The sequence below is a fragment of the Streptomyces hiroshimensis genome (assembly GCF_014650335.1).
Taxonomy (GTDB): domain Bacteria; phylum Actinomycetota; class Actinomycetes; order Streptomycetales; family Streptomycetaceae; genus Streptomyces; species Streptomyces hiroshimensis.
The window spans coordinates 216,833-235,069 of record NZ_BMUT01000003.1; the positions used below are offsets into that span (position 1 = coordinate 216,833).

The 18,237-nt window shown below is 73.1% G+C and carries 6 protein-coding genes and 1 pseudogene; all 7 read right to left on the reverse strand.

The annotated features are described in order from the left end of the window. Positions 1-9: 9 nt before the first annotated feature. Positions 10-2,841 carry a helix-turn-helix transcriptional regulator gene (locus tag IE241_RS09680; protein ID WP_190021263.1) on the reverse strand — a complete coding sequence of 944 codons (2,832 nt, stop codon included), beginning with the start codon at positions 2,839-2,841 and terminating at the stop codon, positions 10-12. 207 nt (positions 2,842-3,048) lie between these two features. Then, positions 3,049-3,651, reverse strand: a complete 603-nt coding sequence (locus tag IE241_RS09685) for a PAS domain-containing protein (RefSeq protein ID WP_190021264.1) — start codon at positions 3,649-3,651, stop codon at positions 3,049-3,051. A 394-nt stretch (positions 3,652-4,045) separates the two neighbouring features. Continuing rightward, positions 4,046-4,240 carry a ferredoxin gene (locus IE241_RS09690; protein ID WP_168094264.1) on the reverse strand — a complete coding sequence of 65 codons (195 nt, stop codon included), beginning with the start codon at positions 4,238-4,240 and terminating at the stop codon, positions 4,046-4,048. An 11-nt stretch (positions 4,241-4,251) separates the two neighbouring features. Then, positions 4,252-5,466: a cytochrome P450 gene (locus IE241_RS09695; protein ID WP_190021265.1), complete on the reverse strand. Its 1,215-nt coding sequence runs from the start codon at positions 5,464-5,466 to the stop codon at positions 4,252-4,254. Positions 5,467-5,549: 83 nt separating this feature from the next. Further along, complete coding sequence (locus IE241_RS09700) at positions 5,550-6,749, reverse strand: cytochrome P450 (protein ID WP_190021266.1); 1,200 nt, start codon at positions 6,747-6,749, stop codon at positions 5,550-5,552. Between the two features lie 54 nt (positions 6,750-6,803). Next, a complete protein-coding gene (gene ccrA / locus IE241_RS09705; protein ID WP_190021267.1) occupies positions 6,804-8,060 on the reverse strand; it encodes a crotonyl-CoA carboxylase/reductase in 1,257 nt (418 codons plus the stop codon). 61 nt (positions 8,061-8,121) lie between these two features. Further along, positions 8,122-18,201 (reverse strand): annotated as a pseudogene (locus tag IE241_RS09710) (type I polyketide synthase); the annotation flags it as partial. Positions 18,202-18,237: the final 36 nt, after the last annotated feature.

The following is an 18,237-nucleotide window of genomic DNA, read 5'->3' on the forward strand; positions in this document are numbered from 1 at the left end:
TTCTCCCGGTCACCGGCCCGTCGCCTGCAGTCCGGCGGGGCGAAGGCCTCCGGGGAGCTCGGCGCGGCCCCGTACGCCGAGCTTGCGGTAGGCGTTGGTCAGGTGCATCTCCACCGTGCGGGTGGTGATGAACAGCGTCTCGGCGATCTTTTTGTTGCTCGCTCCGTCGCGGGCCAGGGCGGCCACGCGGCGCTCGCCGGCGGTGAGGGAGTCCAGCGGGCTGGCGGCGAGCTGCGGCATCCGTCCGCCCGCGGTGACCAGCAGTCTGCGCGCGATGGCGGCGAGCTGGTGGTATCCGCAGTGGGTGGCTCTTTCGATGACGCGGCGCAGGTGGCGGCGGGCGCCGTCGGTGTCGCCGTGGCGCAGCAGTTCGTGGCCGAGCTGGAATTCGGCTTTGCCGAGCTCCAGGCGGGCCGGGGAGGAGGCCAGGGCGTCCACCGAGTCGCCGAGCAGCCGCAGCCGGGTCCGGCCCTCGGCGACGCAGGCCGCGGCGAGCAGGCCCAGGCCGAGGGCCCGGGAGGTGCCCCAGCGCCGGATGTCCGGCTGGACCTGCTCGACGATCCCGGCGGCCTCGGCGGTCCGGCCCATGCGGGCGAGGGTGGTGGTGGCGGGCAGCCACCAGGGGGCCAGGAGCGGGTTGGCCACGCCTGCTTCCTCCAGGCTGCGGCCGCACCTGCGCCACACCGCCACGGCGCCTTCCAGGTCGCCCTGTTCGCGCAGCGCCCGGCCGCGGACGTAGAGGTAGTGGTGCCACTCGAAGAGACGGTGTTCGAGTACGAAGTCGGTGCGCACGAGGCGGTCCAGCACGACGCAGGCGTCGGCGGTCCGGCCCGCGGAGAGCAGGGCACTGCCCAGGGCGATGTGGGCCATGGGCGCGGGGTCGCCCTGCCCGTCCCGCTCGGCGAGCACGAGAGCGGCCTGCGCCTGCCGCAGGGCGCCGGCGATGTCGCCGGCGTCGTGGAGGGCGAGGGAACGTCCGGCGAGCGCCGGGACCCGCACCCTCGCACCGTGGCGGGCGAGACCGCCGGCGCAGGAGCGCTCCAGGCCGGCCAGCGCCTCGTCGACGGCGTCCGCCAGGCCGAGCACGGTGGAGGGGCCGATGACCCACCAGCCGGCGGCGGGGGCCTCGTCCTCGACCCGTAGCGCCGTGCGGGCGAGGGCGGCCGCCTCTCCGGCCGGCCTGCCCTCCAGGCAGGCCATGACGCTCATGGCGGCCAGCAGCTGGCGCTCGGCGGGGCTGTCGCCGTGCGGCGGCGCCCAGGTGAGGGACCGTTCGCGGGCCGCGGACATGGCCGTCGTGTCGTTGACGGCGGTGACCAGGAGAGCCGAGGCGACGGTGGTGCGCAGTTCGCGGTCGGCGGGCGCGGGGTCGGTGCCGAGGCCGGCGTCGAAGCCGTCCAGGACGTCTCCGAGGATGCGCACGGCGTCGGGCGCGTGGCGGGTCCCGGCGGCCGAGAGGCCGTAGTCGACGGCGATGGCGGCCTTCTCCCGGGCGTCCGGGGCGGCGGTGAGGGCCTGGTGCAGGTGCCAGAGCGCGGCGGAGGGAGCCGTGGGGGCGCAGGCTCTCGCGAGTTCGCGGTGGGCGTCCTTGCGGTCGGCGGACGTGAGCTGTGCCGTCAGGGCGCTCCGCAGGCAGGTGACCACGTCCCTGGTGGCGGTCCGGCCGGGTGATTCGGCGATGGCGTCGCGGAGTACGGCGAGCATCCACGGCTCGTCGATGCGGTCCAGGAAGACGAGCTGGCCGACGATTTCGGCGGCCGGCCGTCCGGCGTCGTTGAGCAGCCCGGCGGCCCGGGAGCGCAGATCGTGCAGGGTGCGGGTCGGCAGGCCTGCCAGAACGGTCCGGCGGAGGGGATCGCACATCACCGGGCCGCGCGGGCCGGGGGTTATGGCTTCGAACCGGCGCAGCACACCGAGGGCGGTCTCCACGTGCCGGGCCGGAACGCCCGACAGTGCGCCCAGCAGGTCGGGCTCGGCACGGCCGAGGACGGCCAGGGCCGTGGCCACCTGCTGTACGGGGCGGGGCTGACCGGCCAGGAAGCCCGGGATCAGCGAGGCGAGGATGTCGTGGTGCACCGCGCGCAGCCGGCGCAAACCTCCGCGGTCAGGGCGGATTCCGGCCCAGCGCAGCCCGGCGAGCAGCCGCCCGAGCAGCTGCGGGTTGCCTCCGCAGATCTCCGCGCAGCGCCGGGCGAAGAGCGGGTCCACGGGGCCGCCCAGCGCCCGGGCGATCATCCGGCCGGTGCCGGACTCGCTCATCGGCCCCAGCTCCAGCAGCGTGCAGCGGTCCTGGGCCAGGAGTTCGGCGAGGGCGGCCGTGCCGGGGCCGTCGCTCTCCGTGCGCTGGGCCAGGAGCACGAGGAGGGGTTGCGCGGCGACCCTGCGCAGGACGAAGCCGAGGCAGCGCAGAGAGGTTTCGTCGCACCACTGGGCATCGTCGAGGACGATGGCCAGCGGGCCGTCGGCCAGCAGCCGGAGGAGGTGGTCGTGGAACCGGCGGCAGCTCGCGTACAGGTCGGACGACGGCTCGGCAGGGCCCGGAGCCGTGGACTCTGAGGGGCCCGGAGCCGCGGGCTCGGCGGGAGGGATCAGCACGTCGACGACCCGGCCGGGCGCGGAACCGCCGCTGACGGTGCGCACGGTGAAGCCGTCGGCTCGCAGCCGGGCGGTGACGGCGGTCAGCAGGCTGCTTCTGCCGATTCCGGCCGGTCCCCGGACCAGCAGGGCCTGCGCGGTCCCCGCCCGGGCCCGCCCGGCCTGCCGCAGCACTCTGTTCAGTTCGGCGGAGCGGCCGACCAGGTCCTGGAAAGCCTCGTGACGCGTCTCGGTACTGACCGCCAAAGTGTTCCTCTCATGAAGCCTGACGCGACCTCGCATGTCGGCCGGCGCGTCGGCAGGCGGCCCTCGGGGAGAGCCGGTGTACGTGATCCACTCGACACGACAGTAAGAAACCGAACGGAACGATTCCACTCACCTTTGAGTCAGAACGCCGACATTGTGGCCGAATTGTCGCTGGTCGGCGGAGCGGGGGCGAGGGGGCGTGTCCGTTCACTTCACGAAGTCCTCCACGACCTCGGGCGGCCACGTCCCGACCTTGAGCACGCCCATGGAGTAGGCACGGGAGACCAGGGCGGCACGGTTGGGCACCTTCAACTTCCGCAGCAGGCAGGTCACGTGGTACTCGACGCCCTGCCGGCTCAGGTAGAGGCGCGAGGCCAGGGGGACGGTGGAGACGCCGGCGGCGATGCCTTCGAGGATGCGGGCGTCCATCTCGGAGAGGATCTTCTTCCGGTTGGTGACCACGCGCGTCCCTTCGGTGTCCCGGGTCGTGGGCATCATGACCAGGATCGCGGTCGTGCCGGGCAGGCCGCCGCGCACCGCGACCGCGGTCAGCGGAACGGTGAAGGGCGGTTCCTCGCCGGGGCCCACGGCGATGACGGGGGTGACGAAGCGCTGGTGCTTGCCTTCCAGAAGGTGGGAGAACTGGCGCATCAGCGGCTGCCGGACGCTCGGGTGCACCACGTCGCGGAAGCTGCGGCCGCATATCTCCTCTGAGGAGCCGTTGAACTGCCGGAAGAACTCCTGGTTCGCCTGCTGGATGGTCAGTGCCCTATCGAGGCTCGCAATGGCGGTAGGGGCTGCATTCGACAAGGGAGGGTTCCCCCTTCAGAAAACTTCATGGAGAGTGGAATTAATCGGAGGCTAGTTAGCGGCGAGACCCGTGGTCAACGATCCCCCGGCCAGGCAGGCTTAAAGCTGCGGCTCCGCGGCAATGGTTCGGTAGCCGGCCTGCCGGCACTACGGGGTTCGGTACGGTCGAAGTCGCGCCAGCGCCCCCGCCTTTGCGCCACGCTTGAGGCTCTGCTGCACTCCCCGTTTCACTCCCCCATAAGCGAACTATTACCCGGCGATTACACGCCGGTAAAAAGTCGCCGTCTTTTCTCCCGGGGCACGGGAACTCCGGGCCGGCCGCCCCCGGCTGTGCACGTGGGGGCCGCGACCGTTCACACGGTCGCGGCCCCCACTGTTTCCTGGTCCCTGCGGCTCATTCGCCGGAGATCGTGACCGCCTGGACCGGGCAGGCCATCGGGACGTCGCGCACGCGCGGGTCGCCCGCCCCGTCCTCCTGGCCCGGGAGCAGGGCGACCACCGCATCGTCGTCCTGGGTGAAGACGCCGGGCGCGGTCATGACGCACTGGCCCGAGCCGATGCACCGGTCGCGGTCGATGGTGATGCGCATGGCTCCGGCCCTCACCAGGTCACGGGGAGCTCGACCGGGCCCTGGGCGTCGTGGCCCGCCTTGATGGGCACCTCGTCGACGGGTACGGCCAGCCGCAGGCCCGGGATGCGGGTGACGAGCGTGCCCAGGGCGATTTCGATCTCGGCACGTGCGAGGTTCTGCCCGAGGCACTGGTGGATGCCGTGGCCGAAGCCGACGTGGTGCCGCGCGTTGCGCCGGACGTCGAAGGTGTCGGGGTCCTCGTACGCCTTGGCGTCGCGGTTCATCAGCGAGATGGAGACCACTACGGCGTCCCCGGCCTTGATGGTCTCGCCGCCGACCTCGATGTCCTCCTTGGCCATCCGGACCATGTAGTCCGAGACGGAGGTGAACCGCAGCAGTTCCTCGACCGTTCCGGAGATCAGGCCGGGATCGTTGCGCAGCGCTTCGAGCTGCTCGGGGTGTTCGAGGAGCGTGAGGGCGCCGAGGGCGATCGCGTTGACGGTGGTCTCGTGGCCGGCCACCAGCAGGACCAGCGCGATCATGACCACCTCGTTGTGGTCCAGTGCGCCTTCTTCGAGCTGACGTGCAATCAGCTCGTCCAGCAGGCCGTCGCCGGGTTCGGCCTGCTTCTTCGCGACCAGGCCGTGCAGGTAGCCGTACAGCGCGGCGAAGGCCGCGTCGGCCTCCGCCGAGGTCGCGGCGCCCACGAAGTCGCGCGAACGCTCCTCGAAGAAGTCGTGGTCGCCGTACGGGACGCCGAGCAGCTCGCAGATCGCCATCGAGGGCACGGGCAGGGCGAAGGCCGACACCAGATCCGCGGTCGGCCCCTTCTCCAGCATGTCGTCCAGCAGCCGGTCGACGAGGTCCTGGATCAGGGGGCGCATGGCGGCCATGCGCTTGACGCCGAAGCTGGGTATCAGCATGCGCCGCTGCCGGGCGTGCTCGGGGTCGTCGACGCCGATCAGCGGGAACGCGAGGCCGCCGCGGTCCTCCGTGCGCTGCACGACGACGGGGAAGACCGGGTGGCCCCAGTCGGAGGACAGCCGGGGGTCGGCGAGCAGCGCGCGCCCTTCGGCGTGCCCCGTCACCATCCACGCCGGGCGGCCGTCGAACAGCTCCACCCGCGACAGCGGGCCCTGCCCCCGCCCGTCCGCGTACACCTTCGGCGGCTGGTACGGGCAGGTCCGGTCCTGGGGGAAGGAGAGGTCCGGCGACCCGGTGGGGCGGATATCGGTCTCGGTCATGTCGTGCCTTTCAAACGATCAGCGAAGCCATCATTCATGGATACGGGCGAGTCAATTCGGTCCGCCGGCAGGGCCTTTCGCAGTCACCAGGTGACGGGGAGCTCGTGCACGCCGTAGAAGACCATGTCGGTGCGGAAGCGGAGCTCCTCGACGGGCTTGGCCAGGCGCAGCGTCGGGAAGCGCCGGAACAGGGTCTCGAAGACGATCTGGAGCTCGATCCGGGCGAGCTGCTGGCCTATGCACTGATGGGCGCCGAAGCCGAAGGCCAGGTGCGGAGCGGGGCGGCGGGTGATGTCGAAGCGCTCCGGGTCCTCCACGAAGGCGGGGTCGAAGTCGGCGGCCAGGACGTGCGCGACGACCTGCTCGCCCTCGGCGATGCGCACGCCGCCGAGCTCCACGTCCTCGGTGGCGACGCGCTCGCCGCCGAACTGGCCGATGGTGAGGTAGCGCAGCAGCTCCTCGACCGTGTTGCCGATCAGCGACGGGTCCTCGCGGAGCAGGGCCAGCTGGTCGGGCCGGTCGAGGAGGAGCGCCGCGCCGAGGCCGATCATGCAGGCGGTGGTGTCGTGGGCCGCGATCAGCAGGGTGCCGGCCGCGTTCATGAGGAACATGTCGTCGACGACGCCGTCGGTGTCCTCGGTGGTGATCAGCGCCGAGATCAGGTCGTCGCCGGGGTTGGCGCGGCGCTCCTGGACGAGCTGGTAGAGCAGCCCGCCCAGGCGCATGCCGGCGGCCTCGGTGGCGGCGACGTCCTGGTCGACGCGCATCATCGCCTCGGCGATCTCCTGGAACTCCGCCCGCCGCTCGACCGGGACGCCGAACAGGTCGGAGATCACCATGGACGGCACCGGGTTGGCGAAGGTCTTCACCAGGTCGACGGGGCCGCTCTGGGCCTCGATGGCGTCGAGGTGCTCGTCGACGATGCGCTGGATGTTCGGCCGGAGCGCCTGCATGCGCCGGACGGTGAACTCCTTGGCGAGCAGCTTGCGGTCGGCGGTGTGCTCCGGCTCGTCCTGCCACAGCAGGCTGCCGCGGCCGGGCTTCTGGGTGACGACGCCGTCCTGGGTGTGCAGCGCGTGGGGCACCTGGACGCTGAACGACGGGTCGCGCAGCAGGGCGCGGACCTGCTCGTAGCCGGTCACCAGCCACGCCTCCCGGCCGCTGGTGAAGGTGGCCCGGGTGACCGGGGCGGCCTCCCGGATGTCGGCGAGGCCGTCCGGCGGCAGGAACGGGCAGCTGCGGGCCTTGGGGACGGCGGGCGCGCCGGCGGTGGGCTGGGACATGACTCTCCTTGCACTTGCTGATGGGAGGGGGAGGGTTCGCAGGGCCGAAAGCGGTCAGGCGGCGGGGAGTTCGAGTGTCGTCTCGCCGCGGCGGGGGGCGTTCACGAGGACGGCCATGTTCCCGGAGGGGTGCACGTTGTCGTGCATCATCTGGTGCATGCGCCCGATGTCCTCGAAGCCTTCGCAGGCGGACAGGCAGGGGTCGAGCATGCCGGCGCCGACGAGGTTGATGACCTCGCGGCACTGGCGGGTGTCGGCGTAGTGCGAGCCCTGGAGGCGCTTGGAGCGCATCCACAGGTGGCGCAGGTCGACGTCGCCGTTGTAGCCGGAGGTGCCGCCGCAGATCACCACCATGCCGGCGTTGTCGCACAGGTACATCGAGGTCGGCAGGGTGTCCTGGCCGCTGTGTTCCAGCACGATCCGCGGGGACTTGCGTTCGCCGAGGATCTCCCAGATCTTCTTGCCGATGCCGCGGGCGCCGCGCAGGAACCGCGCCGACCCCTCGGCGTCCCCGACGTCGGGCAGCCGGCCCCAGTGGTCGAAGTCGCGGCGGTTGATGGTGCCCTCGGCCCCGAGGCGGCGGCAGTACGCGGCGCGGTCCTCGTCGGAGACCACGGCGATGGGGACGCCACCGGCCAGCCTGACGAGCTGGATGGCCATCGAGCCGAGGCCGCCCGCACCGCCCCAGATGAGGACGGGGTCGCCGGGGCGGACCGTGTTGCCCTGCCAGCCGAACAGCTGCCGGTAGGCGGTGGGCCCGGTGAGGAGGAAGGCGGCCGCCTTCTCCCACGACAGGCCGGCGGGCTTGGGGTGGCACTGGTACTCGTCGACCCGGCAGAACTGGGCGAAGGAGCCGTAGTTGGTCTCGTAGCCCCAGGCCTTGATGCTCTCCGAGACCAGCGGGTCGGTGCCCAGCCGGATGTCCTCGGCGGTCTCGTCCCACTGGCCGCTGGTGACCAGCACCTGGTCCCCGACCTTGACGTTGCGGACGCCTTCGCCGACGGCCCACACCACGCCGGAGGCCTCCGAGCCGCCGATGTGGAAGTCCTCGGGCTGCCCCTGGCGCTGCCGCATCCCGATGACGTCGACCGGCGTGCCCAGCGAGGACCATACGTTGTTGTAGTTGATGCCGGCGGCCATCACGTAGACCAGCACCTGGCCCCGGCCCACGGCGGGGGTGTCGACGACCTCGGTGCGGAACGCCTGCTTCGGCTGACCGAAGCGGCTCTGCCGGATCACCGAGGCGTACATCTGCCGCGGGACCTCGCCGAGCGGCGGGGTCTCACCGATCTCGTAGAGCGCCTTCGTCATGTCTGTCTCCCACATCTGCTCTGTCCGGTCCGGGTGCTCGCGGTGATCGCGGGCCCGGTCATCAGGTCGTTGCGTCCGGAGGGACGGCGGGGCCGGACGGATCCGTGACGACGTCCGCCAGCCAGGACTCCACCGCCGCCGCGGTGGTGCCGGCGTGGTCCTCCATCATCGAGTAGTGGTTCCCGGCCACTTCGACGGTCGTGCCGACGTGCTCGGGAGGTGCCGCGCGCCCGTCGCCGTCCGTCGCGCCGGCCGCCGGCATGGGCTCGCTCGCCCGCACGAGCAGGGTCGGCGCGCCGATCTCCGGCGCGGCCCAGTCGTCGAACAGGTGCATGTAGCGGCCCATGGCGGTGAGCTGTTCGCCGCCGGACCTCATGAAGTCCAGGCGCTGCGACTGCGCTTGGGCCATGGCGTTGAGCACCTGGCGGTCGAAGGGGATCTCGCGGCTGAAGCTGTCGACCATCACCACGGCCACGGGCTTCTCTCCCATGGCCTCCAGGCGGGCCGCCACGCCGTGGGCGATCCAGCCGCCCGAGGAGTAGCCGAGCAGGACGACGGGCTTGCCGCCGGCGCATTCCAGCACGGTGCGCGCGTGCAGGCGGAGCACGGCGTCCACGTCGGACGGGACGGGCTCGCCCTTCTCGTAGCCGGGGTGGGTCAGCGCCCACATGTCCATCCGGTCGCGGAAGGGGGCGGCGAACCGCGCGTACTGGTGCGCCCCGGCCGGTACGACGTACGGCGAGAAGCACATCAGCGCGAAGGGGCTGTCTCCTTGCGAGAAGCGCACCGGGGCGGGCGGCCGGTCCAGTTCCTCGGGCCGCTCGAAGGAGCGCCGGAAGCGGGCCGCCTCCATCAGCATCCCCATGGCCTCGGCAGCCGTCCCGTTCTCGCTCGCGTGCTGGTAGAGCTGCACCAGCATGTCGGCCGGCCGCTCCTCCTCCGCGGCGCCGCGGCCCGCGCTGCCGAGCTTCGTCAGCAGGTGCTTGGCGAGCTTCGCGGGCGTGGGGTGGTCGAAGGCCAGTCCTGCCGGCAGCTTGAGACCGGTGGCCGCCGACAGGCGCCGCCGCAGGTCGATCGCGGTGAGCGAGTCGAAGCCCAGCTCCAGGAACTGCGCGGTGGGCTGCACGTCCTCGGCCGACGCGTGGCCGAGGACCACGGCGCTCTGGGAGCGGATGTGCTCCAGCAGCCGCTCCTCCTGCTCGGCCGGGGCGAGTCCGGCGAGTTCGGCCGCCAGACCCGCGTCGGCGCCGGTCTCCTCGACCGCGGCCTGCTCGGCCTCCAGGATCCGCTGTACGTCCGGCAGGTCGGCCAGCAGCGGGCTGGGCCGTCCCACGGTGAAGGCGGGCAGGAACTTCTCCCAGTCGATCGGGGCGACGGTCAGGGCCGCCTCGTCGTGTTCGACCGCCTGGTGCAGTGCGGAGATGGCCAGCTCGGGGGCCATGAATCCCAGGCCCCGCTTCTCGCCGCGCTCTTGGACCGCCTCGTCGACCATGCCGCCGCCGGCCCAGCCGCCCCAGGCGAGAGAGGTCGCGGTCAGGCCGCGGGCCCGCCGCCGCAGTGCCAGGGCGTCGAGGAAGGCGTTGGCGGAGGCGTAGGAGGCCTGTCCGCCGCTGCCCCAGACGCCGGCGCCGGAGGCGAAGAGGACGAACGCGTCCAGCTCACGGCCGTCGAGCAGCTCGTCCAGGTGGACGGCGCCGGTGACCTTGGAGGCCGCGGCCTCGGCGAACTCGTCGAGGCCGGCGTGGGTCAGCATGGACGACCGTGCCGTGCCGGCGGCGTGCAGGACCGCGGTGAGCGGGTGCCAGTCCTCGATGCCGGCGAGCAGCCGCGCGACCGCTTCGCGGTCGGCGATGTCGCAGGCGGCGATGGTGACTTCGGCACCGAGGGCGGTCAGCTCCGCGTGCAGTTCCTGCGCGCCGGGGGCGTCGGGCCCGCTCCTGCTGGTCAGCACCAGGTGCTGGGCTCCCGCCCCGGCGAGCCAGCGGGCGAGGTTGCGGCCCACGCCGCCGGTTCCGCCGGTGACCAGGACGGTGCCGCGGGGCCGCCACGGCGTGGCGGGCTCGGCGTCGGCGGGCCGTGCGCGGACCATGCGGCGGCCGAACACGCCGTCGGCGCGTACGGCGAGCTGGTCCTCGTCGTGCTGGGCCAGCACTCCGGCCAGGCGGCGCAGTGCGTGCTCGTCCAGTTCCTCGGGCAGGTCGACCAGGCCGCCCCAGCGCCGGGGCAGTTCCAGCGCGGCGACGAGGCCCAGGCCCCACAGCTGTGCCTGGTCGGCGTCGCGCAGCGGGTCGGAGGCGCCGGTGGACACGGCGCCGCGGGTCGCGCACCACAGCGGTGCCTGGACGTCCAGGTCGCCCAGTGCCTGCAGCAGGGTCACGGTCGCGGCGAGGCTCGCCGACAGCGTCGGGTGGGCCGGGTGCAGGCCGGGTGCGAGGCCGAGCATCGAGAGGACTCCGGCGGGCTGTTCGGTGCCGAGCTCCTCGGCGAGCCGGTTCGCGGCGTCCGCGCGGTCGCAGTCGACGGGGAGTTCGACGACGCGCACCTTGGCGCCGTGGGCACCGAGCACGCCGACGACGCAGGGCGCCCACTCCTCGTCGGCCAGTCCGGCAGGAAGGACGGCGAGCCACAGGCCGTCCAGGTCCGGGGCCGCCGGGGCGTCGGTCAGCTGCCGGAAGGCGACGCGGTAGCGCCAGCCGTCCACCGTGGACTTCTCGCGGCTGCGGCGGCGCCAGGCGGACAGCACGGGCAGGGCAGGGCCGATGAGGGCGGCGTCGTCCGCCCCGAGCTCACCGGCGAGCGCGGACAGGTCCGCGTCCTCCACCAGATCCCAGAACCGGGCCTCGACCGGATCGGTTCCCGCGGGTTCCGGGTCGGCGCCCTCCAGCCAGTAGCGCTGCCGCTGGAACGCGTACGTCGGCAGGTCCACGCGCTGTTCGGGATGCCCGGCGAAGGGGACCGTCCAGTCCACGTGCACGCCGTTGACGTGCAGTTCGGAGACGGAGCGCAGGAAGCGGTCCATGCCGCCCTGGTCCCTGCGCAGCGACGCGCCGGTCACGGCGTCGGCGCCGGCCTCCTCCGCGATCTCCTGCACGGCACCGGCCAGCAGCGGGTGCGGGCTGCACTCGACGAACACCCCGTGCCCGTCCTCCAGCAGCGTCCGTACGGTCTGCTCGAACTCCACCGTGCGGCGGGCGTTGCGGTACCAGTACTCGGCGTCCAGGGTGCCGGTGTCCAGCACGGCGCCGGTCACCGTGGAGTAGAAGGGGACGTCCGCCGCGCGCGGCGTGACCGGGGCCAGCAGCTCCAGCAGCTCCGTGCGCAGGCTCTCGACCTGGGCGGAGTGCCCGGCACCGGTGGCACCGCGGACCTTGCGCACGCGGACGCCTTCGCCTTCGAGCTCCGCCAGCAGTTCGTCGACCGCGCCGGGCTCCCCGGAGACGGTCAGGGCGGCGGGCCCGTTGACGGCGGCGACCGACAGCCGGTCCCCGTACTTCTCCAGCCGCGCGCGGGCCCGGTCGGCGGGCATCGCGACCGCGAGCATCGCGCCCTTGCCGATGAGCTTGGTGAGCGTGCGGCTGCGCAGGGCCACGATCCGGGCCGCGTCGTCCAGGGTCAGCGCCCCCGCGACGTAGGCGGCTGCGACCTCGCCCTGCGAGTGGCCGACGACGGCGGCGGGCGTCACTCCGTAGGAGCGCCACAGGTCGGCCAGCGACACCATCACCGTGAACAGCGCGGGCTGGGCGACCTCCACGTCCTCCATGCCCGGCGCGCCCGGCTCGGCGCGCAGGACGTCGAGCAGCGGCCAGTCGAGGTAGGGGGCGAACGCCTCGGCGCAGGCCTTCGCCTGCTCGGCGAAGACCGGGGAGGTCTCCAGCAGTTCCGCGGCCATTTCCGTCCACTGCGAGCCGTGGCCGGGGAAGACGAAGGCGACCTTGCCGGAGGCCGTGGTGGAGCCCTGGACCACGGTGTCCGCGGGCTCGCCCTCGGCGAGCGCCACAAGCCCGGACCGCAGTTCGTGCCGGTCGCGGCCGACGACCACGGCCCGCTGCTCCAGCTGGGTCCGCGTGGTGACGAGGGCGCGGCCGACGCCGGGCAGGGAGAGCCCTTCGATGCGGTCGAGGTGGTTCAGCAGCCGGCGGGCCTGCTCGCGCAGGGACCGCGCGGTCTTCGCGGACAGCGCCCACGGGAACACGTCCACGGCCTGGGCGGTGGTGGTAGTGGTGCCGTCCGGGGTCGTGCGGGTCTGCTCGTCCTCGGCGGCGGGCCCGGTCTCCGGGGCCTGTTCGATGATGGTGTGCACGTTGGTGCCGCTCATGCCGAAGGAGGAGACGGCTGCGCGCCGGGGCCTGCCCCGGTCGGGCCAGGCGGTCTGCTCGGTCAGCAGGCGTACGTTCCCACCGCTCCAGTCGACGTCCGGGGTCGGCTCTTCGACGTGCAGGGTCTGCGGCAGGACGCCGTTGCGGATCGCCATCACCATCTTGATGACGCCGCCGACGCCCGCGGCCGCCTGGGAGTGGCCGATGTTGGACTTCAGCGAGCCGAGCCACAGGGGGCGTTCCTCGGAGCGCTCCTTGCCGTACGTGGCCAGCAGCGCCTGTGCCTCGATGGGGTCGCCGAGCTTGGTGCCGGTGCCGTGGGCCTCCACGGCGTCCACCTCGTCCGGGGCGATCCGGGCGTTGGCCAGGGCCTGTCGGATCACCTGCTGCTGGGCCTTGCCGCTGGGGGCGGTCAGGCCGTTGGAGGCGCCGTCCTGGTTGACCGCGCTGCCCCGTACGACGGCCAGCACCTGGTGCCCGTTGCGGCGCGCGTCGGACAGGCGCTCGACCAGGACCAGGCCGACGCCCTCGGCGAAGCCGGTGCCGTCGGCGGTCGAGGAGAACGCCTTGCAGCGGCCGTCGGCGGACAGCGCGCGCTGCCTGCTCGACATCGTGAACGCGGACGGGCCGGCCATCACCATCACGCCGCCGGCCAGCGCCATCGAGCACTCGCCGTTGCGCAGCGCCTGCACGGCGAGGTGGAGGGCGGTCAGCGAGGACGAGCACGCGGTGTCGACGGTGACCGACGGCCCCTGCAGGCCGAAGGCGTAGGAGAGGCGGCCGGAGATCACGCTGGCCGCGTTGCCGCTGGGGATGTAGCCCTCGACGCCGTCGGGCACCTTGAGCGGGCGGGCGGTGTAGTCCTGGTAGCCGGAGCCGACGAACACGCCGGTGCCGGTGGAGCGCACGGTGTGCGGGGCGATCCCGGCGCGTTCGAAGGCCTCCCACGTGGTCTCCAGCAGCAGGCGCTGCTGCGGGTCCATGGCGACGGCCTCGCGCGGGCTGATCCCGAAGACGGCGGGGTCGAACTCGTCCGCGTCGTGCAGGAATCCGCCCTGGGTGGTGTACGTGGTGCCGGGGTGGTCGGGGTCCGGGTGGTAGAGCGCCTCGACGTCCCAGCCGCGGTTGCCGGGGAAGCGGGAGATCGCGTCGCGGCCGGAGGCGACCAGCTCCCACAGGTCCTCGGGCGAGCGCACGCCGCCGGGGTAGCGGCAGGCCATCCCGATGATGGCGATCGGCTCGTCCAGTACGGCGGCGGCCGCCGAGGCCGTGGCCTGCGGGTCCTGGCCGCCGGTGAGTTCGGTGAGCAGGTGGGCGGCGAGGTCCGCGGCCGTGGGGTGGTCGAAGACCAGGGTCGTGGGCAGGGCCAGGCCGGTCGCCTCGTTGAGCCGGTTGCGGAGCTCCACCGCGGTCAGGGAGTCGAAGCCGAGGTCCCGGAAGGGCCGGTCGGCCTCGACCGCGCCCGCGCCGCGGTGGCCGAGGACGGCGGCGGCGTGCGTGCGCACGAGGTCGACGAGGGCGCGTTCCCGGTCGTCCTGCGACAGCCCGGTCAGGCTCTTTGCGAGCGCCCCGGAGCCATGGTTCTCGGCCGGGGTGTCCTCCACGAGCGTCGCGCGCACCTCGGGCAGGTCGCCGAGCAGCGGGCTGGGGCGGCCGAGGGTGAACGGCGCGATGAAGCGCGACCAGTCCACGTCGGCGACCGTCAGTACGGTCTCGTCGCGGTCGAGGGCGTGCTGCAGGGCGGTGACGGCCGAGTCGGGGCTCATCGCGCGGAGCCCGCGGCGGCGCAGCCGCTCCTCGTCGTCCCCGTCCTCGACCATGCCTCCGTCGGCCCAGGGGCCCCAGGAGACGGCGGTCGCGGTGAGGCCGCGGTCGCGGCGCTGCCGCGCGAGCCCGTCCAGGAAGGCGTTGCCGGCCGCGTAGGCGGCCTGGCCGCCGCTGCCCCAGACGCCGGAGATGGAGGAGAAGAGGACGAAGGCGTCGAGCTCCTGATCGCCCAGCAGCTCGTCCAGGTGGGCCGCGCCGCCGGCCTTCGCGGCGAGCGCGGCGGCGAAGGCGGCCGGGGTCGTGTCGGCCACCATGCCGGCGTCGGCGACTCCGGCGGTGTGCACGACGGCGGTGAGGGTGTGCTCGGCGAGCAGGGCCGCGACGGCGTCGCGGTCGGCCACGTCGCACGCGGCGAGCGTGACGCGGGCGCCGAGGGCCTCCAGTTCGGCCCGCAGCGCGGCGGCGCCCGGCGCGTCCGGGCCCCGGCGGCTGGTGAGGACGAGGTGCTCGGCGCCGTTGCGCGCCAGCCAGCGGGCGACGTGGCCGCCCAGCGCACCCGTACCGCCGGTAATCAGGACGGTACCGCGGGGCTGCCAGCGGTTGGTGGCCGGACGGGCCGGGGCGTGGGCGAGCCGCCGGGCGAAGACGCCGGAGGCGCGGACCGCGAGCTGGTCCTCGTCCCACCGGCCCGCCTGCGCCTGTGCCAGCACTCCTGCGAGGCGTGCGGCGGCCTGGTCGTCGACGGTCTCCGGCAGGTCGATCAGGCCGCCCCAGCGCCGGGGCAGCTCCAGGGCGACCGTGCGGCCCAGGCCCCAGACCTGGGTGTGCCGTGCGTCGCGTACGGCGTCGGAGCCGCTGACGGCCACCGCGCCGGAGGTGAGACACCACAGCGGGGCGTCGACGCCCGCTTCGCCCAGGGCCTGGACGAGCAACAGGGTGGGCAACACGGGATCGTCGGTGACGAGCAGGGACAGCACTCCGTCGACCGGTCCGAGCCCGGTCAGCTCCCGGGCCAGGCCGTCGCGGTCGCTCGCCGCGCCGACGACCAGGGTCTGCACATCGGCGCCGCGGGCGGTGAGCGCGGTGCGGACGGAGGCGATCCTCTCGTCGTCCTGTTCCGGCACGGCCAGCAGCCAGGTGCCGCCGAGTCCGGCCGGAGCGAGCTCGCCCAGGCGCTTCCACGACTCGCGGTAGCGCCAGGCTTCGGCGGCGGACCGCTCCTTGCGCTGCCGCCGCCACGACGACAGGCGCGGCAGCACGTCGCTGAACGAGTCTTCGGCACGGATGTCCAGGGTGCCGGCGAGCGCCTCCAGGTCTTCGCGCTCGACGGTGTCCCAGAACTCGGCGTCGACCGGGTCCGCCATCGCGGTGGCGGCAGCGGTTTCGGGCGCGTCCACCCAGTACCGCTCGTGCTGGAAGGCGTACGTCGGCAGGTCGGTCGTCCGCGCACCGGAGAAGAAGACGCTCCAGTCCACTGCGACGCCATGGGTGTGCAGCTGTGCGAGGGCCGTGACGAGGGCCTGGCGCTCGGGGCGGTCGGCACGCAGCAGCGGGACCGTGACAGCCCTGTCCATGCAGCCTTGCGCCATTCCGCTGAGGACGCCGCCGGGGCCGATCTCCACGAAGGTCGTCACGCCCTGGTCGCTGAGGGTCTGCACGCCGTCGGCGAAGCGCACGGCCTCGCGGACGTGGCGGACCCAGTACTCGGCCGTGTACGCCTCGACGAGCTCACCCGTGACGTTGGAGACGACGGGGAGCTGCGGCTCCTCGAAGGTCAGCCCGCGCACGACCTGCGCGAACTCCTCCAGCATGGGATCCATGAGAGGCGAGTGGAATGCGTGGCTGACCTTCAGGCGGGACGTTTTACGGCCCTGCTGCTTGAAGACCTCGGCGATCGCCAGGGCTGCCGTGTCGTCGCCGGAAATCACCACCGACGAGGGGCCGTTGATCGCGGCGATGCTCACGCCGTCGGTGAGGTGCGGCAGGACTTCGTCCTCGGTGGCCTGTACGGCGGCCATCGCCCCGCCGGCCGGCAGCGCCTGCATCAGCGCGGCACGGGCGGACACCAGCCTCGCGGCGTCGGCGAGCGACAGCGCACCGGCCACATGTGCCGCCGCGATCTCGCCCACGGAGTGGCCCACGACGAAGTCGGGCCGGACGCCCCAGGATTCGAGGAGCCGGAAGAGTGCCACCTCGATCGCGAACAGGGCGGGCTGGGTGCACCCGGTCTGGTGAAGCGTTTCCGCATCGACGTCGACCGGCGCGTCCAGGTGCGCGCACACCTCGTCGTACGCATCGGCGAAGACGGGGAACCCCTCGTACAGCTCACGCCCCATGCCGATGCGCTGCGAGCCCTGGCCGGAGAAGAGGAACCCGGTCTTTCCACCGACGGGGCGCCCCAGCAGCACACCGGGCGACGGGGTGCCGGCGGCCAAGTCGCGCAGGCCGTTGAGGAGTTCCTCACGGGTCTCCCCCACCACCGCGGCCCGGTGACGCAGGGCCGCCCGGGTCGTGGCCAGCGACAAGCCGACGTCCGTCGGCGATACGTCACCGTCGGCGACGGACAGCAGCCGGGCCGCCTGGGCCTGCAGCGCCGCGTCGCTCTTGGCGGAGAGCATCCACGCCAGGGGGCCGACGGCGGGAGCCCCGGCGGGCTCCTCGTCCTGGGCCGGGGCCTGTTCGATGATGGTGTGCGCGTTGGTGCCGCTGACACCGAAGGAGGAGACGGCGGCCCTGCGCGGGTGGTCGGACTCCGGCCAGTCCATGGCCTCGGTCAGCAGCCGGACGTCACCGGCCGACCAGTCCACGTGCGGCGTCGGCTCGTCCACATGCAGGGTCTGCGGCAGCACGCCATGGCGCATCGCCATGACCATCTTGATGATGCCGCCGACACCGGCCGCGGCCTGCGAGTGACCGATGTTGGACTTCAGCGAACCCAGCCACAACGGCCGTCCCTCGGGCCGCTCCCGGCCGTACGTGGCCAGCAGCGCCTGCGCCTCGATCGGGTCACCCAGCGTCGTGCCCGTGCCGTGTGCCTCCACCGCGTCGATCTGGGCCGGAGACAGGCCGGCCGAGGCCAGGGCCTGGCGGATGACCCGCTGCTGCGCGGGCCCGTTCGGCGCGGTCAGGCCGTTGGAGGCACCGTCCTGGTTCACCGCGCTGCCCCGCACGACGGCGAGGACTCGGTGCCCGTTGCGGCGGGCGTCGGAGAGCCGCTCCACGAGCAGCATGCCGACGCCTTCGGCCCAGCCGGTGCCGTCCGCCCCGGCGGCGAACGGCTTGCACCGCCCGTCCGGGGCCAGCCCGCGCTGGCGGCTGAACTCCACGAACGCGGTGGGCGTGGTCATGACCTGCACACCGCCGGCCAGTGCCAGCGAGCACTCGCCGCTGCGCAGCGCCTGGATCGCCCAGTGAAGCGCCACCAGCGACGACGAGCAGGCCGTGTCGACGGTGACCGCGGGCCCCTCCAGGCCGAAGGTGTAGGCGATGCGGCCGGACATCACGCTGGCGGAGTTGCCGGTCCCGACGTGGCCGTCGGAGGCCTCGCCGGCCACGCCGAGCAGGAGGTTGACGTAGTCCTGGTAGCCGGAGCCGACGAAGACACCGGTACGGCTCCCCCGCACCGACTCCGCGTCGATGCCGGCCCGCTCGAACGTCTCCCACGTGGTCTCCAGCAGCAGCCGCTGCTGAGGATCCATCGCCACGGCCTCACGCGGACTGATCCCGAAGAACCCGGGATCGAACTCCCCGGCCTCGTAAAGGAATCCGCCGTGCCGCGCGTACGTCTTGCCCGCCGCCTCCGGGTCCGGGTCGTAGATGTCCTCCACGTCCCAGCCCCGGTCCGCAGGGAACTCCCCGACCGCGTCGCCGCCGGAGACCACCAGCCGCCACAGGTCCTCGGGCGAGCGCACCCCGCCGGGGTAGCGGCACGCCATGCCGACGATGGCGATGGGTTCCTGATCCTTCTCCTCGACCTCGCGAAGGCGTTCCCGGACCTGTCGGAGGTCCCCGGTGACGCGCTTGAGATACTCGAGAAGCCTGTCTTCGTTGCTGCTCATCCGCCCCGTCCGTCCTCGGCTGTCGTTAAAGGTAGA